We start from the raw sequence: 24,169 nt of genomic DNA on the forward strand, positions 1-24,169 counted from the left end.
ATTGTCTGGTGGTTCTGGCTCTCCGGCTCTAACTCGGACAACTCCGATCAACATCACTGAGGTAATCACCATGAGAAAACACACCCTTGCCCTCGGCCTGATGGCGGCCCTGGGATTCAGCACCACCGCCCTTGCCGGCGGTGCGGCCCAAAGCATTCATGTGTACAAATCCCCCACGTGCGGCTGCTGCGGCGACTGGATCGACCATCTGGAAGAAAATGGTTTTGATGTCACCGCCACCAACAGCGACGACATGGGCAGGATCAAAGCCGAAGCCGGGCTGATTCCGGGTCTGGGCAGTTGCCATACCGCCTTTGTCGACGGTTATGTGATTGAAGGCCATGTGCCGGCAGACGACATCAAGCGCCTGCTGGCGGAAGCCCCCAAGGCCACCGGCCTGAGCGTACCGGGTATGCCGGCGGGCTCTCCGGGTATGGAGATGGGCGACCGGAAAGATCACTACAAGGTTATTCTGTTCAACGACCAGGGCCAGACGCGGGTGTTCAACCAACACAACTGATGGTTGTGCCTGCGAGGCTGGGCTGGGGCGCAGATTGCAAGTCTGCGCCCAAAGTCTGCCTATTTTTTCTACACGATAGCCCCGCTCTGTTCTATGATGGAGTATAGATTCAGAACACGATTGGCAAGGACACATTTTGAGCCTCAAAACCCGCATTCTCGGGCTGGCCGCGCTGTTGATCATAGCGGCAGGAACCGCTTCCTGGCTGGCCTATCGGGCATTATCGGAAGATATTATTGAACGCTGGGGCCAGCAGGTCGCCGAGATCCAGGTACGCTATGACAGCGCCCGACTGTTGCAGTCCCTGGAGCGGGAAATCGGGCTGGCCCGGCAAATGGCCCGCTCCTCCACACTGATTCAGTGGGCCCAGTCACCGGAAGACCCCGCGCTGGAAAACCAGGCCATCCGCCAGATGGAGAGTTTCCGCAGCAACTTCCGGGATAACAGCTATTTTGTGGCCCTCCGCTCCAATGGTCATTACTACTACAACAACGCCTCCAACGATTACGCCGGCGACCAGTTCCGCTATGTGCTGAGCCCGGACAAACCCGACGATGCCTGGTTCTTTCAACTCATTGAGGAAGGCCGCGATTTTCACCTGAACGTCAATCCCGATACCGAACTTGGCGTTACCAAGCTGTGGATAGACGTGCTCATGCGCGATGCCGACAACAACATCGTCGGCATGGTGGGTACCGGCCTGAATCTGGACGACTTTCTGCAGGACATTGTCGACATCGGCCAGGACGGCATTACCACCCTGTTCGTGGACTATAACGGCGCCATCCAGCTGTATCGCGATCGCAACTACATCGATTTTGCCACCATCATCAAACCCGAAGGCCAGAAAAACACCGTAGATCTACTGTTCGACGATCCCCAGGACAAACAGCAGATTCTGGGCATGCTGCAGATGCTCAAACAGCGTAATGGCGAAGATGGCGCGGTGGAAAGCGGGTTTGTGTCGGTGGATGGCCGCAAGCATCTGGCCGGCGTGGCCTTTCTGCCCGCCATTGGCTGGTTTGAGATTACCCTGCTGGACCTGAACACACTGATCCCCCGGAGCTATCTCTGGCCTCTGGTAGCGGTGTTTCTGGTCAGCCTGCTGGTCACCCTGGTGCTGTTCCACCAGATCATACAGTCCCGCATTCTGCGCCCGGTCATCAGCCTCGAGGAAGCCGTGCACCGGTTACGGGACGGTCGCTTTGATCTTCCCTACCTGCCCAAACCGGACAACGAGATCGGCCGCCTGGTGGATCATTTCGAAAAAATGTCCCACTCCCTGCAAGATACCACCCGCGAGCTGGAACAGAAGGTGGCCCACCGCACCGAAGAACTGCAGCGTATGGCCCGGGTCGATGCCCTGACCGGCCTGAAGAACCGGAGGGGCCTGGACGAGGTGATGAATGAGGAAATTCAGCGCGCGGAAAGGGAGCAGAAGGGCTTCGGGCTTCTGTGGCTGGACATAGACCACTTCAAAGCCATCAACGACAGCCAGGGCCATCAGGCCGGAGACGAGATTCTGTGCCGGGTTGCGCTCTGGCTGAAAGCGGCGGTTCGGCCCTACGACCACCCCGGTCGCTGGGGTGGCGACGAGTTTGTAGTCCTGCTCTCACCCTGCGATGCCGCCACGCTGGAGCAGATTGCCTGTCGTATTCGCGCCAGTGTCGAGCAGGAAAGCCAGCGCACCGGAACACCAGTAACCATCAGTGTTGGCGGCTATTTTTGCCAGCCCGGTGAAGATCCCGATGTCCTGCTGCGCAACGCAGACCAGGCTCTGTACGAGGCCAAGCGAAACGGCCGGAATCGGGTCTGCATCCGCACGGGTACCGGCGAGGCCATTCATCCGGCCTGACAGATCTGACTCGCACTGGCAGAACCGTTATACTCCGCTGCAACACACTTTTTTATTCAGGTTATCTCTTCATGCTCAACGCCGACGCTCTCAATCAGTTGCGCCAGCTGAAAACCGACATCAAACAGAACAAGGTGGTCTTCCCCGGTACCGTCAAGTCCACCAACGGTCGTTTCGGCTTTGTGGCCCTGGATGAAGGGCGGGATGTGTTTCTGCCTCCCGAGGAAATGCAGAAAGTCCTGCCCGGTGATCGGGTCAATGTCACCGAACACGAAGTGGAAAAAGGCAAAACCCAGGGCGTCGTCGACGAGCTGCTGGAATCGCACCTGACCACCTTCGTGGGCCGCTACCTGATCAAGGGCAAAGGCCACTTTGTGGCACCGGAAACCCCGGGCATCAACCGCTGGATTTTTATTCCGCCGAAAGAACGCAAGGACGCCCAGCCGGATGACTTCATCTACTGCCAGATTCACCGCCATCCAATCAAGGACGGCAAAGGCCAGGCGAAGGTACTTCGGGTGATCGGCAAGGCCGGTGAGCCGGGCATCGAACGGGCCTTCACCCTGGCCAACTTCGACTTGGCCGATGCCTGGCCGGAAGAAGTGCAGAAGCAGGCCGACACCCTTACTGAAGAGTCCGTTGCCTCCCACCGCGAGGGCCGGGAAGACCGCACCGAGCAGCCCTATGTGACCATCGACAGTCCGGGCACCCAGGATATGGACGATGCCCTGATGGCAACCCCGAATGCCACTGGCTGGACCCTGTCCATCGCCATCGCCGACCCGACCGCGATGATCGAGCCGGGCAGCCCGGCCGAAGAAGAAGCCTTTAACCGCGCCACCGCCATCTATTTCCCGGGTGAGCCACTGCCGATGTTACCGGACGCCATCAGCACCCGCCTGTGCTCGCTGATGCCAGAGGTACCCCGGTTGGCCCTGGTGTGCGACCTGCAGGTGAACAACGATGGCAGCCTGGGCGACTACAGCTTTCGCCAGGCCGTCATCCGCTCCCAGGGCAAGCTGAGCTATGAGCTGGTGTCACACCTGATTGAAGGTCGGGAAGACGATGACATCAAGGCCTTGCCCGAAGCAGTCGCCAACAGCCTGGACCAGCTGCATCAGGCCGCCACTGCCCTGCGCAAATGGCGCTCGGAGCACGCGTTACTGAGCAATGATCGCCCCGAATTCCGGCTGCGCCTGGACGAGAACAAACGCATCCGGGTGATAGAACCGGCGGTGCAGAACGAGGCCCACCGCCTGGTGGAAGAATGCATGGTCGCGGCCAATCGCTGTGCGGCCGATTTCCTGGAAAAGCAGGGGCAAGGCCTGTTCATTCAGCATCCGGGGCTGCGGGACGACCGCGCCGACAATATCCGTAAACTGCTGGAGGGCTACGCCCCACATCTGGCCGAACTGGATGCCACCAGTGCCGAAGGCTTCAAGGCGTTGATGAAACACACCGATGGCCTGCAGGCCGATGTGCCGGTCAAGTCCATTCTCTCGCGCCAACTGGCCCGGGCCGAACTGGGCTTCGAGCCTGCTCCGCATCAGGGTATGGGACTGGCGGCCTACACCACCTTTACTTCACCGCTGCGCAAATTCTCGGATTTCTACGTGCACCGCCTGATCAAGGCCGCACTCTGGGATCAACCCATCAAGGCCCTGAACCCGCAGCAGCTGGAGAGTCTTCAAACCACCCAGTTCCGCGCCCGCATGGCTGCCAACACCCTGGAGGCCTGGCTCAAGAGCGATTACGCCAAAGGCCTGCCGGCAGATCCGATGGAAGGCACCATTACCCGCACCATGCCGTCGGGGTTTTTCGTGCGCCTGGATTGCAACGGCCTGGAAGGCTTTGTCAGTTGCAAGGATCTGGAGGGCAAGTTCAGCTTTGATCCGGTTACGCTGCGCCTGGTTCACAACAAGAACGGCCGGATCTTCCAGCTGGACCAGCGGGTAACCGTGAGTTTTTCCGGTGTGGACGAAGAGCGTCGGCAGATCAACTTCAAACTGCTCGAGGCCAAGGACATTAATCCCGGAACCGACGACAAGGGTTGAAAACCAGCCGGGCAGACACACCGTATCTGTTCAGAGGTCTTCTGTTTTCAGGAGGTGTGTTATGCCCATCAGTCCTCAGGAATTTCTGCGAAAGTACGGCTTCGACAAGGAAGAGGAAGAGCCCGACCACAGCCTGCGCCACAATGCCATGGAGCATGCCAGGCATTTGAAACGCCCCCATGCCGGCACTCCCCATGACTGGGAAGAGTGGGAAAGGTTCAAGAAGGAACACCCAGATCAGGTCGAAGACGACGACTGACCCGGGACGGCATCAGCTAGGGTTCTGGTCCTGCCGGGCCAGCATTCGTCCCAGCCGCTCGTCTTTGGCACGCCACAGATCGCCCAACCAGTCCTTGACGTTGCGGCGGTGCTCGGCGTCCTCAGAGTAATCCCTGCCCTTGAGGTGTTCCGGAATGGCCTGGGTATCAATGGTCATCCGGATCTCCGGCACCCGCCCACAGATAAAATCCCAGAACGTGGGCGCGCCATCGGGATAGGCAATCGTGACATCCACCAGGGTATCAATGGAATCCCCCATGGCATCCAGCACAAAAGCCACTCCACCGGCCTTGGGCACCAGCAAATGCTGGTACGGTGACTTCTGCCGGTCGTGCTTGGCCGGGGTAAAACGGGTGCCTTCCACAAAGTTCATCACGCTCACCGGCGTGTAGCGGAATTTCTCACAGGCCTTGCGGGTCGCCTTCAGGTCATCGCCCCGTTTTTCCGGGTGCTTGATCAGATACTCCCGGGTGTAGCGTTTCATAAACGGGAAATCCAGCCCCCACCAGGCCAGGCCGATCACCGGCACCCAGATCAGCTGTTGTTTCAGGAAGAACTTCAGAAACGGCGCCTGGCGATTGAACACCCGCTGCATGGCGAGGATATCCACCCAGCTCTGATGATTACTGAGCACCAGATACCAGCTCTCGCGCTTGAGCTTGTCGGCGCCTTCCACGTGCCAGCGGGTATTGTGGGTGAGCTTCATCCAGCCTGTATTGCAGGCCACCCACGACTCCGAAATCCAGATGATCACGCGGGTGCACAACACCCGGAAACCCTTATGCGGAATCACCAGCTTGAGCACCGCGGGAATATAGAGCAGCAGGCACCAGAACACGGTGTTCAGGCCTAGTAGCAGGGAATTAAGCACGCCAATAACGGGGGCAGGCAGGAAACTGAGCATGGGCATCCTGTTGTGGTTGTTGTTTCCGAAGCCCGCAATCATAGCAACCTGGCAGCCGCTTGGGCAGTGGCCCGAAGTGACCAAAACGCCGACCATATGTGACAGTCTTGCCATGGCTGGGGGAATGAATCCACTCTATTATCTGACTCCACACGCACCGCAGCCACACCGGATACCCTATGCGCAACCCCCTGAAGTCCGCCATCAAGACCTCCTCCGGCCTCGCTCGCCAGAGCGCACTTTACGCTGGTAATGCCTTCGACCGGATTTTCCGGGCGGCCAGCCTGGTACAGGCAGGCCAGACCCCGTTCGAAACCCTACACAGCAATGGGCTGGTGAGCCTGCGATACTATCCGCCGCTGGAGGAGGATTTCATCGAACTGGATGGCATGGTGATCCCGGTAGAACGCAAGACCCACCGCACGCCGATCGTCATCATTCCTCCTCTGGCCGTGAATATGCTGATCTATGATCTGTTTCCCCAGCGAAGTCTGGTACGTTTCCTTCGAGCCAGAGGATTTGAGGTCTATCTGATCGACTGGGGTATGCCGGGCCGGGAACACACCCACTACAACATGCATACCTATGTTGCCGAATTCCTGCCGGAGTATCTGAATCGAGTCCGGGAACAAAGTGGGGAACAGGAACTGTCACTGCATGGCTGGAGCATGGGCGGCATGTTCACGCTGTTCTACTCTGCCCTCAGCAAGGACCAGCACATCCGCAACGCCATCGTCCTGGGCCTGCCCATCGACAGCCATGCTTCCGGCCTGATTGGCTGGATGTATCAACGAATTGCAGACGTTGCCGAACTGGTGCGCAAGCGCACCGGCTTCCGGCTCCACGACATGAAACCGCACTGGTTCCACACGCCGGGCTGGGCCAACACCATCGGCTTCAAGTTAACCAACCCGGTTGGCAGTGTGATGGGCTACTGGGAGTTGATCGTGCGCCTGGGCGACCGCGAATTCGTCACCAACCATGCCACCACCTCGGCCTTTCTGGACCGGATGGTGGCCTACCCCGGTGGCGTCATCCAGGACACCGTGGTCCGGGTCTGGATTGATAACCAGTTGGCCAAAGGCCAGATCCAGATTGGCGACGACTTCGCGCGACTGGAGAACGTAAACGCCAACTTACTGGCCATCGCCGGCCAGGAGGACACCCTGGCTACACCCGGCGCCGCCAAGCGAGTGATGGACCACGTCAGCTCCACGGATAAGACCTTCCGGGTGGCCCCCGGCGGGCACATGGGGATACTGGCCGGAAGCAAAGCGCCCCGGGCGTCCTGGCTTGAGCTGGCGGACTGGTTGGCTGCAAGGTCTGACTGATACTGCTTTCACAGGCGGCAGGTGGCAGGGAGGGCTTTCCAAAAATTTGCGGAGCCAGGGATGGCGGAGCAGAAGCGCCACATGGATGTGCCGAAGGAGCGGTTTTTGGAAAGCCCTCCCTGCCACCTGCCCACCGCTGACTTTCCGTCTTCCCTGCTTTAAACTGCCACCCATGAAACCTGTTGATATGTTGAGCCTGGATCTGCGATCCCTGGCAACGTTTGTGGCGGTTCTGGATGAGGGCAGCGTGTCCCGGGCGGCGGTTCGCCTGGGCGTTACCCAATCGGCAGTGAGCCACACCCTCGAGCGCCTCAGACAGGCCTTCGGCGACCCCCTGTTTGTGAAATCCGGGCGCGGCATTGTGCCCACCGACTACGCCCTGCGTACCGGCCCCCACATCCGCCAGCTGCTGGACGATCTGCGTACCCTGCCGTCCGGGCCACCCTTCGAACCGGCGTCGGCGGAATTCACCTTCACCATTGCCGCCAACGATTACCAGCGGGATCTGCTTCTGCCCGGGCTGCTGCGAATCCTGCGGCAGCAGGCCCCGGGCATCCGGCTACAGGTGATTCCCTCCGGCATCCCCAACGCCGACATGCTGCGCAAAGAAGCCTGCGACCTGATCATCAGCCCGCACGCACCGGAAACCACGGACATCATGCAACGGGGCCTGATGGCGGACCGCATGGTAGTGTTCTATGACCCAAACCAACGCAACGCGCCGACAGATCTGGCCGAATACCTGAAAGCCGATCACATCGCCCTGATGTTCGCCACCGGCGAACGACCCGGCTTTGAAAACACCCTGCACGCCAAGGGCCTGGACCGCCGCAACGTGGTCACCGTCTCCAACTTCTCCGGCCTGCCCGAATTCCTCCGCGGCACCGACATGCTGGCCACCGCCCCGGAACGCATGAGCGCACAACTGATGCGGGACTTCGCCTGGGTTCCGCTTCCCTTCGACTACAAGCCCTTTACCCTGCTGATGCTATGGCACCGGCGACACCAGAATGACCCGGCCCACCGCTGGGTGCGCAACCAGGTCAATTCGGTTGCAGCGACCATGAACGGGCTGAACGATTAATCAATCAGTTTTGTTCATGTATTGCATGAGGCTACCAGCCGTTATCTAAACGCACCATAAACCCTAGACTTCACGTCAATCGTCGACCTAGCGCAACTCTAAAGTCAGGACTAATAGTGTTAGCACTCACAAGCATCTGGACAACCATACTGCTGGCCGCCGCCGTCGCCCTCGGGCCACTGGCCGTAGACATGTACCTGCCAGCGTTGCCCCAGATCGGCGCCGACTTCCATGCCGGCACCGATCAGGTCCAGCTGACCCTGAGCGTCTACCTGGCCGGCTTCGCCATCGCACAACTCATCTGCGGGCCGCTGGCCGACCGCTTCGGCCGCAAACCCATCATGATCGGTGGCTTCCTGCTATTTACTGTTGCGAGCATCGGCTGCGCCCTGGCCAACAATATCGAAACCCTGCAGCTGTTCCGGTTCCTGCAAGCCCTGGGCGGCTCCGCTGGCCCTGTGTTGGGTCGCGCCATCATCCGCGACATCTATACCCCCCGGGAAGCCGCCAAAATCCTCGCCCTGCTGGCCAGCATCATGGCCCTGGCACCGGCGGTGGCCCCTACCCTGGGCGGCTTGATGGTCGGCGGTCTCAGCTGGCACTGGATCTTCATCGCCATGGGCGGCTACGCCCTGGTCATGGCGGCGGTCACCGCTTTTGGCATCCCTGAGCCACTGAAACCGGAGTATCGCCAGCCCCTGCGCCTGTGCCACCTGTTCGCCAACTACCGGCGCATCAGCACCGACGCCAGCTTCATTGGCTACACCCTGACCAACGCCGCCATCTACGGCGGGCTGTTTGCCTTCCTATCTGGCGCGTCCTTCGTGCTGATTGACGTACTGGGGGTTCAGCCGGAGCACTTCGGCTTCTACTTCGCCGCCATCGTCGTGGGCTACATCGCTGGTAATCTGGGCTCCATCCGACTGGCGCGTTACCTGGGGCCGGATCAGATCCTGTTCTACGGTCTGATCACCGCTCTGGCCGGCGGCGCCATCATGGCGCTCCTGGCCTACCAACAGGTTTACAGCCCGTGGGCGGTGATGATTCCCCAGGCCATCTTCATGGCCGGTACCGGCCTGGTACTGCCCCAGTGCATGGCCGGCGCCCTGGCCAACTTCCCCACCATGGCCGGCTCCGCCTCCGCGCTTTTTGGCTTTATCCAGATGAGCGCCGCCGCCATTGCCGGTGCCATCGTCGGAGCCCTGCACAACGGCACCCCCATGGTGATGGCCACCGTCATCGCCGCCTGCGCCGGCCTGGCCATGATCGGCTACTTGCTGCTGGTACAGCGCCACCCGGCGAAAGCCTTTGAAACCGGAAAAGCCAGCGCCTGAGAGCTTTGCATGGACATGACTTAGCTAAAGCCGGGGATGAAAAGTCATCCAAAGTAAGCTACACAGAGTAAGTTGCAGAACATAAAGCCAAGGAACTCTCAACAAACTCAGGAGCAGCATATGAGCAACGTCACCCTCGACGGCAACCCCATTGAACTGAGCGGAAAATTCCCCCAGCCGGGCGACAACGTACCGCCCTTCACTCTGACCAGCAGCGGACTGGAAGAAGTCAAACTCGACAACTGGGCCGGTAAACGCAAAATCCTCAACATCATCCCCAGCATCGACACCGGTGTATGCGCCGCCAGCACCCGCAAGTTCAACGAAAAGGCCGGCAGCCTCGACAACACCGTAGTATTGGTTATCTCCGCGGACCTGCCCTTCGCCGCTTCCCGTTTCTGTGGCGCCGAAGGCCTGAAAAACGTGGAAACCCTGTCCACCTTCCGTAACTACAGCTTCCAGCAGGACTATGGCGTCGCCATCCAGAACGGCCCCCTCGCCGGCCTCTGCGCCCGCGCGGTGGTGGTGCTGGACGAGAACAACAAAGTAATCCACAGCGAACTGGTCAACGAGATCAAGAACGAGCCGGATTACGATGCGGCTTTGAGTGTGCTCTGATACTCATTGAACCTCCAAACCCCTGTTGATCGATAGACTACAGGGTATTGCACCACGGTCCGGGTGACCGGGTGGGGTGGGCTTTCCAAAAATTTGCGGAGCCAGGGATGGCGGAGCAGAAGCGCCACATGGATGTGCCGAAGGAGCGTTTTTTGGAAAGCCCACCCCGCTCGGTCGCTTGCATCTGAGCCGAGTGCATGCACCCGACACAAGAACTGCTAGAATCCTCGCCACACTCAATACCAAGGCCCTCAAGCTAACGTGCAAAACCACCTGCAAAACGCCTCCCTGGGCCGCCAGCTCTACCACATGACCTGGCCCATGCTCTTCGGCGTGCTCTCGCTGATGACCTTCCAGCTCACCGACAGCGCCTTCGTCGGCCAACTCGGCCGCGACCCGCTGGCAGCGCTGGGCTTTACCGTGCCCATGCAACAACTGGTCAGCGGCATGTACGTAGGGCTGGGCATCGCCACCACCGCCATCATCTCCCGCACACTGGGCCAGGGCGACGACATGCGCGCCCAACGCCTGGGCGGCCTGGTGGTCGCCATTGGGGCCGGCCTGGCTTTCCTTCTATGCCTGTCGGTCTGGCTCCTGCAAAACCTGATCCTGGACCTGCTCGGCGCCGAACAGGCCCTGCGGCCAGTCATCAGGGAATACTGGGCACCCTGGCTACTCTCCGCCTGGACCGGCGCCATGGTCTACTTCAGCTACGCTGTGTGCCGCGCCAATGGCGACACCCGCCTGCCGGGCTACATGATGATCATCACCAGCCTGCTCAACATCGCCCTGGACCCGCTGTACATCTTCGTGTTCGGCTGGGGTCTGCCCGGCGCCGCCTGGGCCACCATCACCGCCTTCGGCATTGGCGCGCTGATCGTCTACCCGACCCTGCTCAAACGCCAGTGGCTAAGATTCGACCTGCTCCAATTGCAACTGGCTCAGGCTGTACGCCAGCTCGGCGGCATCATGGCGCCGGCCATGGTTAGCCAACTGATGCCACCTATCTCAGCCATGCTGGCCACGGCACTGGTGGCAGGGTTCGGCTCTGCTGCGGTGGCCGCCTGGGGCCTGGGCACCCGCCTGGAGTTCTTCTCCATTGTGGTAGTGCTGGCCCTGACCATGTCCATGCCGCCGATGATCGGCCGAATGCTGGGGGCAGGAGAAGTCGAGAAGATCCGCAAGCTGGTTCGCATTGCGGTGCGCTTTATCGTGATCTGGCAACTGGCCATCGGGCTGATCTGGCTCGCCGCATCCGGTTTCGTCTCTGGCCTGTTCAGCCGCGATGCCGGGGTACAAGATATTCTGGTGAGCTATCTGCTGCGAGTGCCGCTGAGCTACAGCGGGCTTGGCGTGTGTATTCTGATGGTGTCGGTCAACAACGCGCTGGGCATGCCCATACGCGCGTTGCTGATTTCGACTCTGCGGTTATTCGCCTGCTATCTGCCCCTGCTCTGGGTTGGCGGGCAACTGGCCGGGCTGACCGGGCTGATGTCCGGCGCCCTGGTGGGCAACCTGCTGGCCGGGACCATGGCCTATAGCCTGTATCGCCAGGGTATGAGCCGGTTACGCCAGCAGGTTTAGCACTCAGGCAAATCGGGCGCGGAAGCTCTCGGGCATGGGGGTTACTTCCCGGCTCTGGTAGTTAAAGAACACAAAACCGTACTTGGCCAGCGCCACTGGCTGCCCGCTGTCGGCCTTGGTGACCCGGAATACAAAGTCGCCGCCGTATTTGTTGAAATCCATCAGCCCCACTTCAAAGCGCAGCAGGTCCGGGTAGAAGGACTCGCCCTGGTACATGGTCGCAAGATCCGTGACGATGATGCCCACACCATCGTGGCCCGCCTCTTCAATGCCGTGCTCCACCAGGAATTGGGCGCGCGCTTCAGACAGCATGGAGATCAGCGCGTCGTTGCCCAGGTGGTTGGCGCCGTTGATGTCGGTAATGCGGACCGGCAGGCGGGTCTCGAAGGTGAAGGCGGTATCGGGAAAGTCGAGTTTGATTCTGGCCACTTGGGGGTCCCCTGGGGTGCGCTTGGTGCGATTGAGTAATGGGGGTGCATCATACTCCGACCTTTGTCGCTTCTCATCCTGTGGGTTGTTCGGGTATCTTGCTGTAAACGTCGTAGCGCCGCGAATGCTGGTTCGGTCGGCCGTAGGGATAAGCTTTCCAAAACACGCTGTGTATACATCCCTGTACGCTCTGCTCCGCCATCCATGGCTCCGCAAGGTTTTGGAAAGCTTATCCCTACGCCCTCATCCTGGCCTTGTACGCGCACCATAAAAACAGCAAAAAGACAGAGAGCCTTATGAACATCCGCCCCGCCGCCACCCTGGTTCTGACCCGTGATACCGATAACGGTATTGAAGTCCTGCTTCTGCAACGCACCTGGGATGCGGTGTTTCTGCCCGGTTATTACGTGTTCCCGGGGGGTGCGGTGAATGCGCAGGAGCCGGAGGGGCGGGCTCATGTGGTGGGTGTGGAGGATGCCGACATCAGTCAGACCATGAGTCTGGATGAAGGCGGGGCGGATTACATGCTGGCGGCGGTTCGGGAGTGTTTTGAAGAGGCGGGGATTCTGCTGGCTCAGGATGCGTCCGGTCAGTTGATTGGCGCCGACCACGGGGTTCACAGTGAGCGAATGGCGTTGTTTCAGGAGGAGATTTCGCTGGCGCAGTTGTGTGCGAAGCATGGTTTGACGGTGCCGCTGGACCGGTTGGCGTATCTGAGCCACTGGGTGACGCCACCGGGGCCGCCGCGCCGGTTTGATACCCGGTTTTTTGTGGCCGTGGCGCCGGAGGGCCAGGTGGCGAGCCATGATGGTACCGAAACCATTGATCACATCTGGATTGCGCCGGCTCAGGCGCTTGAGGAACATCGGGCCGGTGTCCGGCTGCTGGGATTACCGACGATCCGGACGTTGCGGGTGTTGAGTGAGTTTGGCACGACCGGCGAGCTGATGCGTTATGCCCACGCCAATCCCCCGGAGGCGTTTCCGGATCAGCCCTGGCCGGCGGTGCGCAAGGGCAAGCCGGTGATGCTGGAACCCAACGCTCCGGCCTATGACGAGGCCGTCAAGCTGGACCCGGAAGGTGAAGGGTCAACCCGTGCGGAGATTGTTCCCGGGGAACCGGTGGAGGTGGCCGCCGGGGTTATACGGCTGACCGCGCCGAACCCCGGGATGATGACCGGCCCGGGCACCAACACCTATATCCTTGGCCATGAACGTTTTACGGTGCTGGACCCCGGCCCGGCGAACGATGCGCATATCGAGCGGATTCTGGAGCTCACCGGTGGTGTGGTGGATCAGGTGGTGGTTACCCACACCCATATGGACCACTCGCCAGCCGTGGCCCAACTCAAGGCCCGCACCGGTTGCCGGGTATTTGGCTGGCCAGCGCCTGAGGGCGCGGGGCAGGATTCGAGCTTCACACCGGATGATCAACCCGGGCATGAAGACCTGATTGTGACCGAAGCGGGCATCCTGAAGGTTTTGCATACCCCGGGCCACGCTTCGAACCACCTGTGTTATCTGTTGCTGGATCAGGAATTACTGTTTTCCGGGGATCACATCATGCAGGGATCGACCGTGGTGATTAACCCACCGGACGGTGATATGAAGGCCTACATTGATTCCATGTACGATCTGCTGGCCGAGCCTGTGCGCTTTATCGCACCGGCCCATGGTTTTCTGATGGGCCAGCCTGCGGCGGTGATGGATTACCTGATCACCCACCGGCTGTCCCGGGAACACAAAGTGTGGCGGGCTCTGGAGGCGCTGGCACCGGTCAGCCTGAAAGACCTGACCGCCCGGGCCTATGACGATGTCCCGGCCGCCATTCACGGCCTGGCCGCCCGCTCAGCGCTGGCGCACCTGCTGAAGCTGGAAGCCGAGCACCGGGCGTTTGCCGACGACGGGCTCTGGCACGTGGTCGCGCCAGACTGAGTCTACTTCTTGGCGATCACCCACACCGCGTGCACGATGCCCGGAATGTAACCCAGGATGGTCAGCAGGATGTTGATCCAGAAATGCTTGCCGATACCAACCTGTAAAAAGACGCCTAACGGCGGTAACAGAATTGCAACCAGAATTCGCAAAAGATCCATTCAGTTCTCTCCTTGACGGGCGTAAAACAGTCATATCACTGCAAGATAGCAGTGATATGACATTTCACCATATCGAACCGTGTAAATTCGGCCCGGTTTCATGAAAGAGGCATTAAACCTCTGTCACAGCCGTATTCATGATTGAGACACGCCCCTATCCTTGGGGCCACATCGTCAGGTAATTGAGGACTTATGCTGAGAGCAAGGCTCAGATATTCCATCACTAGCGCACTCACATCATCACTCCTGGTTTTGGCGACGCCCGCCGTGCTGGCCGAGGCAGTCAGTTCCAAGGCAGACGCCACCGCCCTGTTGGTGGCCGATCTGGCGGAGGATGAAAACGTTGAGGATGTTGAGCACTCGGAACCACGCCGGGGCTCTGCCCAGGCCCGCGCCCAGGCTGAGGCAACCAGCGAACAGGGCAGCCCGCAGGAACCCCCGGTAGAGACACCGGAGGCAGCCAACAAGCCCCGTGAAATCGCACCCAATATCGACCTGAAAGAAGTGGCTCCGCTACCCGAACCAGAGCCCGAAGTGAGTGATACCGGGGGTTCTGCCGCGCAACCGGAACCTCAGGCAGAAACACAACCTGAGACGGTCGATGCGACCGGTAGCAACACCCCGGCTTCCCCGGACGATATTGCTGAGAAGGAGCCGGAACCGGCAGCACCTGTGCCGGCGGAGAGTTTCACACTGCTGGGTAAGGAAATTCTACCCGGTACCGCCACCCGGTTAGCCTGGTCGCCCGGTATACAGATTGCCGGGTTGTCCCAGATTACCCCGGTGCTGGTGGTCAATGGCGTTAACCGGGGCCCGACCCTGTGCCTGACCGGCGCGGTTCATGGTGACGAGCTCAATGGCATCGAGATTGTCCGTCGCAGCATGTACGACCTGAACCCGGAAAAACTCAGTGGCAGGGTTATCGGTGTGCCCATCGTGAACCTCACCGGCTTTCAGCAGGGCAGCCGCTATCTGCCGGATCGTCGCGACCTGAACCGGCATTTCCCCGGCAGCCCGGACGGCACACTGGCCGACCGCGTTGCCCATTCCCTGTTTAACAACGTTATCCGGCACTGCGACATGCTGGTGGATATCCACACCGGGTCACTCAAGCGCACCAACCTGCCTCAACTCCGGGCTGACATGAACAATCCGGCTGTCGCCGAATTCACCCGGGGCTTTGACCGGATGGCCGTGGTTCATAGCTCCGGCTCACCCGGCATGCTGCGCACTGCTGCCACCGAGGCTGGAATCCGCACCGTTACACTGGAGGCCGGGGAATCCCTGCGCATCCAGGAGCACCAGATCGAAGCGGGCGTGAACAGTCTCAACAGCCTGATGGAAAAACACGGCATGATTTCCCGCATGTTTGTCTGGGGCGATCCGGAGCCGGTGTATTACGACTCCACCTGGATCCGGGCCCAGCACGGCGGCATTCTGTTCAGCGAGATCAAGCTGGGGGCCACGGTGTCCGAGGGCGAGGTACTGGGTTATGTCGCCGATCCAATCACCAACGAACAGCATCCGATTCGCGCCACCTCAGACGGCCGGGTGATCGGCATGGCGGTGGATCAGGTGGTGATGGCAGGGTTTGCCGCCTACCACATAGGTACGGAGGCACAAGTACCCGGAGAGTAGTATGCTAGGCGTTTTCCATAGACCCGGAACCCGCAGGAGACGGAGTGTCTGACGCAAACGCCACAACTCAACCCTCCCGCCAAACCCTGGCTTACGTCGGTCTGGTGCTGACACCGCTGTTCTGGGCTGGCAACGCCGTGGTAGCCCGGGGCACAGTCGAGCATATTCCGCCTTTGTCCATGTCGTTCTGGCGCTGGGTACTGGCCCTGGCCATTATCCTGCCGTTCGGTTTACCCGGTATCTGGCGCCACCGGCAGGTGATTCGTCAGCGCCTCGGGTCCATGATTGCACTGGCCACCTTCAGCGTTGCCGCCTTCAATTCCCTGCTCTATGTCGCGGCCATGACCACGACAGCCACCAACATCGCGCTGATCAACGCCACTATCCCGATTTTTGTCGCGCTGCTGGCCTGGCTGTTGTTGGGTGACCGGACCCGCCCGATTCAGATACTGGGCATTGCCATGGCCCTGGCCGGCATTCTGTGCGTGATTGCCCGGGGAGATGTGTCGGTGCTGACTGGTCTGCAGGCCCAGCCCGGAGACCTGGTAATGGTGGCGGCGGTGTTCAGCTGGGGCCTGTTCTCGGTACTGCTGCGCCGGCAGGCGGTGCCACTGCCGGCACTGACCTTCCTCACCACGCAGATCCTGCTGGGCACCCTGATTCTCGCGCCGGTTTACCTGCTGGACTTTCTGTTTTTCAGCGGCGGCTTTGCCCTGTCAAAAGGCACCGCCCTGCCTCTGATCTATTTCGCGATTTTTCCGGGCATTCTCGCCTACGCCTTCTGGAATCATGGCGTACACAGCATTGGCCCTGCCCGGGCTGCCATTTTCATGTACCTTACGCCGGTCTATGCCTCTGTGCTTGCGGTGGTTTTCCTCGGGGAAAGCCTCAGCCTGTTTCATCTGGCGGGTGGACTGCTGATACTCGGAGGCCTGATACTGGCGACCCGAACCGGCAGGCGCCTGCACCGCCCGCCTGTCACTAAACTGGATAAAGGAGAGCCGAATGACTAGGCAGACCACTTCTGCGCATTCCTGGCCGGCCATCATTGCCCTGATGCTGGCCGCTCTTTCCCTGAACGTTGCGGCAGCCCCCTGCGACCCGGACGAATCCAAATGGGTGCCCTCCCGCTATTACCCGGCCGGAGCCGTGGTTCACCATGACGGCGAGTGGTACCAGTCCCGGGAGCTACACCAGGGCCTGGAGCCAGGCATTACTTTTGACTGGAAACAGCTGGATTCCGCACCGGAATGCTCCGGCGAAGCAGCGCCCCCGGCTCCGATCGACAAGTCCGACGCAAAAACCGGGCAATCTGCTCAGGCAGGTACTGTCACTGAAAGCCCGGATTCATCAGCCCCGGAATCGTCCAGTGACAACGAACTGTGTGAGCAGCCCGACCAGTGGCTGTTTTCAGAGAGCTACACCGTGGGCAGCGAAGCCAGCCATGGTGGCAAGATCTGGAAGGCGATCCGTCCGACCAGCGGCGATATGCCCGGGATGAATACGCCGCCGCGCTGGCAGCTGGTTGAAGATCACTGCGCCCTGGAATCTCAGCTGCCCTGATCGGGCGGCTGAAGGGCCGCCTCAATACGGTCGAGAATCTGCGCCAGTACCGCCCTCGGGCAACCAATGTTCAGCCGCATGAAGCCACTGCCCTGGCTACCAAAGCTGAGCCCCGGGTTGAGGCCGACGCCCGCCTGTTGCACGAAAAAGCGTTTCAGGGCGGTATCGTCCAGCTTCAGGCCCCGGCAGTCTAGCCAGATCAGGTAGGTGCCCTCCGGCGCCGAGGTGCGGATGCCCGGCAGCCGGCGGTTAATTTCCTGCACCACGAAATCGCGATTGCCCTGCAGATAGGCCATCAGATCATCCCGCCAGGGACCGCCATAGCGATAGCCTGCCTCGAACCCGGCGATGCTGAACGGGTTGCACTGGGGCAGGTGCAGCCTTTCGAACACCGATTTCATAGCTTTGCGGCGCTCCGGATCCGGAATCACCAGGGCGGACAGGCCCAGACCCGGCATATTGAAGGTTTTGCTCGGCGCAACCGCCGTTATCAGCGCATCATCCCCTTCGGCCAGGGTCGCCAACACCCGATGAGCGGGCTTGTCGGGATAGGTAAGATCGCAGTGAATCTCGTCCGACAGCACCACCAGGCCATGGCGACGCGCGATGGCCAGTACCTGAACCAGCTCCGCCTCGCGCCAGACCCGTCCCACCGGATTATGGGGTGAACACAGCAGCAACACTTTAGCCTCCGGCCGGGCGGCGCATTGCTCCAAATGCTCCAGATCCATGCGGTAGTCACCGGTTTCGTCTGCCACCAGCGGATTTTCAATCACGGTCCGGCCGGTATCCCTGACCGAGCTGAAAAACGGCGGGTACACCGGCGGCTGTATAATCACGCCCTCTCCGGGTTGGGCAAAGGCCAGGCAGGCCGCGTTGAGGGACGGCACCACCCCGGGTGCCATGACAATCCAGTCTCGCTGGATGCCCCAGCCATGACGGCTTTCAAACCACTGGATCATGGCCTCATAAAGGCTTTCCGGGAAAAGGGTATAGCCATATACCGGATGCTGCGCCCGCTCGGTCAGAGCACGGGTGACCGCTTCCGGGGCCGGGAAGTCCATATCGGCGACCCACGCAGGTATCACATCGTCACGGCCGAATACTGCCTTGCGGGCGTCGAACTTGACCGAACAGGTGTGCTCTCTGGCGATGGGCTGATCGAAAACGCTGCCATTCATGGGGGCTCCGCTTGCTGTCTCCGTGAAAACGCTATTGTGGTGGCCCGGTGCCGCCGTCGCAACCGACGCTTTGGCTCCGGCTTTGGTCGAAGAGCCATGAATTTCGCTTGCCCAATCCACCCGATGCTTGCGAACCTAACGGATTCGTCACCTACGTTGACCAAAAACAATAATCGGAGCCCTTCCATGATTGGCCAGATTCTTTCCACCATGCTGCCGGTATTCCTGATTGCCGGCTGCGGCGCCTTGTACGGGCGCTACCGGACACCGGATATTCAGGGCCTGAACTTGCTCAACATGGAGCTGTTCGTGCCCATGCTGGTGTTTGCGGTACTGGCCGACCAGCAGGCACCCTTGCAGGATTACGGCTGGCTGGCACTGGCCGCCACGGTGGTGGTTCTGGGTTCCGGCGTAATTCTGTATCCGGTGGCAAAGCTGCTCAAGCTGAACCTTAAAACCTTCCTGCCACCGATGATGTTCAACAACTCCGGCAACATGGGCATTCCGATTCTGGTACTGGCATTCGGGGATGCAGCGCTGCCTGCAGCCATCGTGCTGTTCATTGTCGAAATGCTGCTGCACTTCTCGGTCGGTCTGTACATGCTGGACCCCCACACCTCCATCATCCGTAGGCTGCGGCTGCCCATTGTGTTCGCCAGCATCGCCGGCCTGGCGGTGAATCTCAGCGGTGTTTCCCTGCCCGGTTGGCTGCTGGAAACCCTGAACATGCTTGGCGGTGTGTGCATTCCACTGATGCTGTTTGCCCTGGGCGTCCGCATGCTGGATGTGGACTTCAGCGACTGGAAGCTGGGGCTGATCGGCGCCATCGCCTGCCCGCTCTCGGGGCTGATCCTGGCCTGGCCGATGATCGCCCTGCTGGATCTGCCGGGGCTGCAGGTTGCCAGCCTTTGGGTCTTTGCCGCCCTGCCACCGGCCGTACTGAATTACATGGTGGCCGAACAGTATCAGCAGGAACCCCACGCGGTGGCCTCCCTGGTGCTGCTGAGCAACCTGGGCAGTCTGGTGGTAATGCCCATTGTGCTGGGCTTGGTATTCGCGGCGGGCTACGTGTAAGCTTCTCCGCAATCCGGAGAGTTGATCAATGTCAGAAACCCTTGCGGTGGTCCGCGCGGCCCGCCCGAACTTTTTACTGCTTGCCCCGTTGTGTGCCGGCCTGGGCCTGGCCGTCGCCTGGCAACAGGGCCAGGCGCCCGAACTTTTACACACCTTTCTGGTTTTCCTTGGCGCCGTACTTGCCCATGCGGCGGTGAATCTGCTGAACGAATACGACGATTTTCGCTCCGGTCTGGACATGATCACCGAGCGCACCCCGTTCTCCGGTGGCAGCGGCGCCCTGCCCGAGGTGCCGACTGCTGCCCGGCGCGTGCTCTGGGCAGGTCTGGGCACACTCGCGATGGTGGTGACCATCGGTCTGTATTTTCTCTGGCTGCGGGGCCTGCCGCTGCTGGTGCTCGGAGCGGCCGGTGTGGTGCTGGTGCTCACCTATACCCGCTGGATTACCCGCTCGCCGCTGCTGTGCCTGCTGGCACCGGGCATGGGGTTTGGTCCCATCATGGTGCTGGGCACCGTTATCGCGCTTGGGGCAAGCATCGATACCACCGCCCTGCTGGCGTCTCTGGTGGCGCTCTTGATGGTCAGTGAGCTGTTGCTGATCAACCAGATACCGGATGCCGAGGCCGATCGAGCGATTGGCCGGCGCCATCTGGTGATTACCCTTGGCCCCGAAAAAGCCGCCCATCTGGTGGCTGGCCTGTTGCTTGCCAGCTATGGCGTCATCGTTGCCGGTGTGGTCAGTGGCCATCTGGCGATGACCGCCCTCATCGCTCTGGCGACCTTACCGGCAGCCGTCTGGATCAGCCTTCGACTGCCTCGGGTACTGGCGACGCCAGATCAGCTCAACCGGGTGCTGGGCGCCAACGTGGCGGTACTGCTGTCCACCCTGGCGCTGCTGGTAACCGGGCTCAGCCTCTGAGCCGGAACCGCTGGGGCTCCGTAAAGAATCTGTAAATCAAGAATTCGATTCTCCCACGGGCTTTTACCTCGCTAACCGCTTGCAACTGACTGAACTTTGACCGATGGTAAGAATCAAATCTGTCTGATTTCATTCATGATATGGAGGTCTGCCCATGAGCGTTCTGCTCCTCGTTCTCAGTGCCCTGGTACTGATTTACTTCAGTATCGGTGGTAAAACTGCCGCCCTCATCATGTCCGTCGCTACCCTGATTGGTGTCGCTCAGGACGACTGGCACATTCTGAGTTTTCTGATCGGCGGCATCCTGCTGGCTTTGGCACTGATCGTAACCCTCCCTGGCGACCTGCGCCTGGATAAACTCAGCCGGCCACTGCTGGGCTGGGTTCGCAGTCGCTTACCAAAACTGTCTCCCACCGAACAGGAAGCCCTCAATTCCGGCTCCGTTGACTGGGACGGCGAACTGTTTTCCGGCCAACCTGAGTGGAACAAGCTGCTGGATGCCGCGCCCGCTCACCTGACCAGTGAAGAACAGGCGTTTCTGGATGGCCCGGTGGAAGAGCTGTGCAAGATGCTGGACGACTGGCAGATCACCCACGAACACTACGATCTGCCGGACAAAGTGTGGAAGTTCATTCGTAGCAAGGGCTTCTTTGGACTGGTGATTCCCAAAGAAGACGGCGGCCTGGGTTTTTCCAACACCGCCCATTCCGAAATCGTCATGAAGATCTCCACCCGCAGCGTGTCTGCGGCGGTGACCGTGATGGTGCCCAACTCCCTCGGCCCCGGCGAGCTGCTGATGCACTATGGTACCGACGAGCAGAAACAGCACTACCTGCCTCGCCTGGCCGGGGGTGACGAAATCCCCTGCTTTGCCCTGACCTCCCCGGTCGCAGGCTCCGATGCCGGCGCCATTCCGGACAAAGGCATCGTCTGCAAGGGCGAATGGAACGGCAAGGAAGTGCTGGGCCTGAAAGTGACCTGGAACAAGCGCTACATCACACTTGCCCCGGTAGCGACCCTGATTGGCCTGGCCATCAAGGTCTACGACCCCGAGCACCTGATTGGCGAGCAGGACGAAATCGGTGTCACCTGTGTGATGGTGCCGCGGGATACCGACGGCGTAAATGCCGGTGCCCGCCACCTGCCCATGAACACGGTCTTCATGAACGGCCCAACCTGGGGCACCGAAGTTTTCATCCCCATGGAACAGGTAATTGGCGGCCAGGACATGCTCGGCAAGGGCTGGAAAATGTTGTTGGAATGCCTGTCCATCGGCCGCTCCATCTCCCTGCCCGCTCTGGGCACCGGCGCCGGCAAGCTGGCCAGCCTGGCGACCGGTTCCTACGCCTACACCCGGGAGCAGTTCGGCCGCTCCATCAGCCAGTTTGAAGGCGTACAGGAAGCCCTGGAACCCATTGCCGGCTACACCTACATGATGGACGCAGCGCGCCTGCTGACCGCCGGTATGCTGGACCGGGGCGTTCGCCCGTCGGTACCTTCCGCGGTGCTGAAATACCGCAACACAGACCTGATGCGGGAAGTGATCAACCACGCCATGGACGTGGTCGCCGGCCGGGGTGTGATCACCGGCCCCCGCAACTTCCTGGCACGGGCTTACCAGGCCGTGCCTATCGGCATTACCGTGGAAGGCGCCAACATCCTGACCCGCAGCCTGATGGTCTTCGGCCAGGGCGCCATCCGCTGCCACCCCTTTATTGTTGAGGAAATCGAAGCGGCGGGCATGGAGGACCAGGATCAAGCCGCGAAGAAGTTCGACGGCATCTTCTACCGCCACCTGGCCCACACCACCCGCAATGCCCTGCGTGCATTCGTTCTGGGCCTGAGTAAAGGCTGGCTGGAAAGCGCACCCCGCCAGGGTGACATCCAGAAATACTACCGCCAGCTGGGCCGTTTCTCGGCGGCCTTTGCACTGATGACCGACGTGACCCTGCTCACCGTCGGCGGCGGCCTGAAAGCCCGCCAGCGGCTGTCTGGCCGCATGGCCGACTGCCTGGTACAGCTTTACTACGCCACCGCTGTGATCAAGCAATGGCATGAGGAAGGCTATCCGGACGACCAACGGGACCTGGTGGAATGGTGCCTGCAAACCTGCCTGCACGACCTGCAGGACTCCATGCGTGAAGCCATCATAAACTTCCCGGTACCCGCCCTGCGCTGGCCGCTGCGGCTGATGGTCTTCCCGCTCGGCGCCACCGGCCTGAACGGCCCGGATGACAAGCTCGGTGCCAAAGTGGCCGCTACCATCGTGAACGACACGCCTGTGCGCCAGCGCATCAGCCGGGGCACCTACATCAATGCCGATCCCAGCGATTCGCTCGGACGTGTACTCAACGCCTATCGACTGGCAAACGAAACCGAGGAATCCCGCCACAAACTGCACGAAGCGATCCGCAGCCGGGACGAAGACGAAGTGGATGGCATCGCCCTGCTGATGGGCCACCAACGCAAGGAACTGGTGGACTGGGCCTGTGCCCAGGGCATTGTCAAAGCGGAGGAGTGCCCGAAACTGGAAGAAGCCCTGACGGCACTGTACGACGTCATCCGGGTGGATGCCTTTGATGCCGATGGACTGAAATCCCTCGCCAAAAGCGCCAAAGGCAAGCGCAAAGTGGTGGAGCGGCCGTCCAAAGGCTGAGCTTCGCCACCCTCTCATTGAGGGGCGGTCACTCGCCCCTCAAGCCACCCCGAATTGCCTCATCCACCAACCACCGGCGCAGCGTCTGAATCCCGCGTTCCCGCCGGCGACTGGTCTTCCAGGCAAAGTAGAATTTGTCGCCGGTTACCACCGAATGCGTGGGCAACCGCACGAAATCTTCGGAATCCTTCCGGGTACTCAGCATGTAGTCATTGGTCAGGGCAATGCCCTGATGAAACCGCGCCGCCTCAAGCGCCAACAGCATATGGCTGAAGTGCTGCACGCGAGTGCCCGTGGGCATCAATTCTCCTGCCGCGCTGTACCAGGCTTCCCAGTCTCCGGCCGGCCGGTCGAAAATGCTGTGAGTGGATAACAGCGGAAACCCCGCCATCTCACCCGGCGACACCGGTTGCTCATCCCGCCGCTCCGGCTCCACATCCCGGCCCAGCTCCCGGCGCATACGTTGCCAGTAGTCCTGACTACAGACCGGAAACAGCCGCTCCTCATACAGCAAATCGTAACTGTAGGCCCGGGAATCCCGGTGAATGGTGATGAAACAATCCGCTACCCGATCCGAAAGCACCGGGTTCTCGCTACTCATCTCCAGCGCCAGATCAATCTGCGGATGCAGCCGCTGCAAATCCGGCAACCGGGGCACCAGCCAGCGCACGGCGAACGAACTGAACACCGACAACCGCAACCGACTCTCCTCATGCCCCAGCAACTGCTCACTGGCCCGCTCAATCTGAAGCAGAGCCGAACCAATGGCATCGAAATACTGCCGCCCCTCATCGGTCAACGTCACGCGACGACCGGAGCGCCAGAACAACCGCTCGCCCAGATAGGTTTCCAGCTGTTTGATCTGGTGGCTGACCGCGCTCTGGGTGATGGCCAGTTCTTCCGAGGCCGCTGAAAAACTGTTCAGCCGGGCGGCAGCTTCAAATACTGGCAGAGCTTTTAGAGGTGGGAGTCTCATCGTTGCTTGTTATCTAATTTTCTAATGAATGGGAAATATTGATCATTTTATCGGATAATTAAGCACGCCTAGAAT

Annotated in this window: 21 protein-coding genes; 16 read left to right on the top strand and 5 right to left on the bottom strand. The window is 60.5% G+C overall.

Features of this window, described 5'->3' with window-relative positions; translation table 11 throughout:
* Nucleotides 1-70: 70 nt before the first annotated feature.
* From ACF8YQ_RS17560 to ACF8YQ_RS17575, 4 genes are all read left to right on the top strand, one after another.
* A complete protein-coding gene (locus tag ACF8YQ_RS17560) occupies nt 71-520 on the top strand; it encodes a DUF411 domain-containing protein (RefSeq protein ID WP_014423038.1) in 450 nt (149 codons plus the stop codon).
* Between the two features lie 136 nt (nt 521-656).
* On the top strand, nt 657-2,375 hold the full coding sequence (locus tag ACF8YQ_RS17565; RefSeq protein WP_396622152.1) for a GGDEF domain-containing protein: 1,719 nt from the start codon (nt 657-659) through the stop codon (nt 2,373-2,375).
* A 71-nt stretch (nt 2,376-2,446) separates the two neighbouring features.
* Nucleotides 2,447-4,429 carry a ribonuclease R family protein gene (locus tag ACF8YQ_RS17570; protein WP_396622153.1) on the top strand — a complete coding sequence of 661 codons (1,983 nt, stop codon included), beginning with the start codon at nt 2,447-2,449 and terminating at the stop codon, nt 4,427-4,429.
* 61 nt (nt 4,430-4,490) lie between these two features.
* Nucleotides 4,491-4,688, top strand: a complete 198-nt coding sequence (locus ACF8YQ_RS17575) for a hypothetical protein (protein WP_011787196.1) — start codon at nt 4,491-4,493, stop codon at nt 4,686-4,688.
* 12 nt (nt 4,689-4,700) lie between these two features.
* On the opposite strand, the gene ACF8YQ_RS17580 is transcribed toward ACF8YQ_RS17575, so the two are convergent.
* Nucleotides 4,701-5,612: an acyltransferase gene (locus ACF8YQ_RS17580; protein ID WP_222198124.1), complete on the bottom strand. Its 912-nt coding sequence runs from the start codon at nt 5,610-5,612 to the stop codon at nt 4,701-4,703.
* Between the two features lie 179 nt (nt 5,613-5,791).
* Between ACF8YQ_RS17580 and ACF8YQ_RS17585 the strand changes: the two genes are divergently transcribed.
* The 5 genes from ACF8YQ_RS17585 (at nt 5,792) to ACF8YQ_RS17605 (ending at nt 11,563) form a co-directional block, all read left to right on the top strand.
* Nucleotides 5,792-6,943 carry an alpha/beta fold hydrolase gene (locus tag ACF8YQ_RS17585; protein WP_396622154.1) on the top strand — a complete coding sequence of 384 codons (1,152 nt, stop codon included), beginning with the start codon at nt 5,792-5,794 and terminating at the stop codon, nt 6,941-6,943.
* Nucleotides 6,944-7,115: 172 nt separating this feature from the next.
* Nucleotides 7,116-8,027, top strand: coding sequence for a LysR family transcriptional regulator (locus ACF8YQ_RS17590; protein WP_031210070.1), 912 nt, complete (start codon nt 7,116-7,118; stop codon nt 8,025-8,027).
* Between the two features lie 116 nt (nt 8,028-8,143).
* Nucleotides 8,144-9,361 (top strand): Bcr/CflA family multidrug efflux MFS transporter, encoded by a 1,218-nt coding sequence (locus tag ACF8YQ_RS17595; protein ID WP_396622155.1) that lies wholly within the window; start codon nt 8,144-8,146, stop codon nt 9,359-9,361.
* Between the two features lie 120 nt (nt 9,362-9,481).
* A complete protein-coding gene (gene tpx / locus ACF8YQ_RS17600) occupies nt 9,482-9,979 on the top strand; it encodes a thiol peroxidase (RefSeq protein WP_011787201.1) in 498 nt (165 codons plus the stop codon).
* A gap of 261 nt (nt 9,980-10,240) precedes the next feature.
* Nucleotides 10,241-11,563 (top strand): MATE family efflux transporter, encoded by a 1,323-nt coding sequence (locus ACF8YQ_RS17605; protein WP_396622156.1) that lies wholly within the window; start codon nt 10,241-10,243, stop codon nt 11,561-11,563.
* Nucleotides 11,564-11,566: 3 nt separating this feature from the next.
* Here the strand turns inward: ACF8YQ_RS17605 and ACF8YQ_RS17610 are convergent, their stop codons facing one another.
* Nucleotides 11,567-11,992, bottom strand: coding sequence for a thioesterase family protein (locus tag ACF8YQ_RS17610; protein ID WP_014423046.1), 426 nt, complete (start codon nt 11,990-11,992; stop codon nt 11,567-11,569).
* Nucleotides 11,993-12,288: 296 nt separating this feature from the next.
* Between ACF8YQ_RS17610 and ACF8YQ_RS17615 the strand changes: the two genes are divergently transcribed.
* On the top strand, nt 12,289-13,926 hold the full coding sequence (locus tag ACF8YQ_RS17615; RefSeq protein WP_396622157.1) for an MBL fold metallo-hydrolase: 1,638 nt from the start codon (nt 12,289-12,291) through the stop codon (nt 13,924-13,926).
* A 2-nt stretch (nt 13,927-13,928) separates the two neighbouring features.
* On the opposite strand, the gene ACF8YQ_RS17620 is transcribed toward ACF8YQ_RS17615, so the two are convergent.
* Nucleotides 13,929-14,087 carry a YqaE/Pmp3 family membrane protein gene (locus ACF8YQ_RS17620; RefSeq protein ID WP_014423048.1) on the bottom strand — a complete coding sequence of 53 codons (159 nt, stop codon included), beginning with the start codon at nt 14,085-14,087 and terminating at the stop codon, nt 13,929-13,931.
* A gap of 192 nt (nt 14,088-14,279) precedes the next feature.
* On the opposite strand from ACF8YQ_RS17620, the gene ACF8YQ_RS17625 reads away from it, so the two are divergent.
* From ACF8YQ_RS17625 to ACF8YQ_RS17635, 3 genes are read left to right on the top strand one after another with little or no spacing between them, the layout of a single operon-like run.
* Nucleotides 14,280-15,725 (top strand): succinylglutamate desuccinylase/aspartoacylase family protein, encoded by a 1,446-nt coding sequence (locus tag ACF8YQ_RS17625; protein WP_396622158.1) that lies wholly within the window; start codon nt 14,280-14,282, stop codon nt 15,723-15,725.
* A gap of 44 nt (nt 15,726-15,769) precedes the next feature.
* Nucleotides 15,770-16,738: a DMT family transporter gene (locus ACF8YQ_RS17630; RefSeq protein WP_396622159.1), complete on the top strand. Its 969-nt coding sequence runs from the start codon at nt 15,770-15,772 to the stop codon at nt 16,736-16,738.
* Nucleotides 16,731-17,288, top strand: coding sequence for a carbohydrate-binding protein (locus ACF8YQ_RS17635; protein WP_396622160.1), 558 nt, complete (start codon nt 16,731-16,733; stop codon nt 17,286-17,288). Before ACF8YQ_RS17630 ends, ACF8YQ_RS17635 begins: the two co-directional genes overlap by 8 nt.
* Here the strand turns inward: ACF8YQ_RS17635 and ACF8YQ_RS17640 are convergent.
* Nucleotides 17,276-18,469: a MalY/PatB family protein gene (locus ACF8YQ_RS17640; RefSeq protein WP_396622161.1), complete on the bottom strand. Its 1,194-nt coding sequence runs from the start codon at nt 18,467-18,469 to the stop codon at nt 17,276-17,278. The genes ACF8YQ_RS17635 and ACF8YQ_RS17640 overlap by 13 nt on opposite strands.
* Nucleotides 18,470-18,655: 186 nt before the next feature.
* Here ACF8YQ_RS17640 and ACF8YQ_RS17645 point away from each other — a divergent pair, with 186 nt between their 5' ends.
* The 3 genes from ACF8YQ_RS17645 (at nt 18,656) to ACF8YQ_RS17655 (ending at nt 23,118) form a co-directional block, all read left to right on the top strand.
* Nucleotides 18,656-19,543 (top strand): AEC family transporter, encoded by an 888-nt coding sequence (locus ACF8YQ_RS17645; protein ID WP_226596158.1) that lies wholly within the window; start codon nt 18,656-18,658, stop codon nt 19,541-19,543.
* Nucleotides 19,544-19,571: 28 nt separating this feature from the next.
* On the top strand, nt 19,572-20,462 hold the full coding sequence (locus ACF8YQ_RS17650; protein WP_396622162.1) for a prenyltransferase: 891 nt from the start codon (nt 19,572-19,574) through the stop codon (nt 20,460-20,462).
* A 154-nt stretch (nt 20,463-20,616) separates the two neighbouring features.
* The gene (locus tag ACF8YQ_RS17655; RefSeq protein WP_396622163.1) at nt 20,617-23,118 is read left to right on the top strand and encodes an acyl-CoA dehydrogenase; all 2,502 of its coding nucleotides are present in this window, start codon (nt 20,617-20,619) and stop codon (nt 23,116-23,118) included.
* Nucleotides 23,119-23,146: 28 nt separating this feature from the next.
* On the opposite strand, the gene ACF8YQ_RS17660 is transcribed toward ACF8YQ_RS17655, so the two are convergent.
* On the bottom strand, nt 23,147-24,094 hold the full coding sequence (locus tag ACF8YQ_RS17660) for a LysR family transcriptional regulator (protein WP_011787214.1): 948 nt from the start codon (nt 24,092-24,094) through the stop codon (nt 23,147-23,149).
* Between the last annotated feature and the right edge of the window lie 75 nt (nt 24,095-24,169).

Origin of the sequence: Marinobacter sp. W-8, assembly GCF_044342215.1 — a bacterium.
Classification (GTDB): domain Bacteria; phylum Pseudomonadota; class Gammaproteobacteria; order Pseudomonadales; family Oleiphilaceae; genus Marinobacter; species Marinobacter nauticus.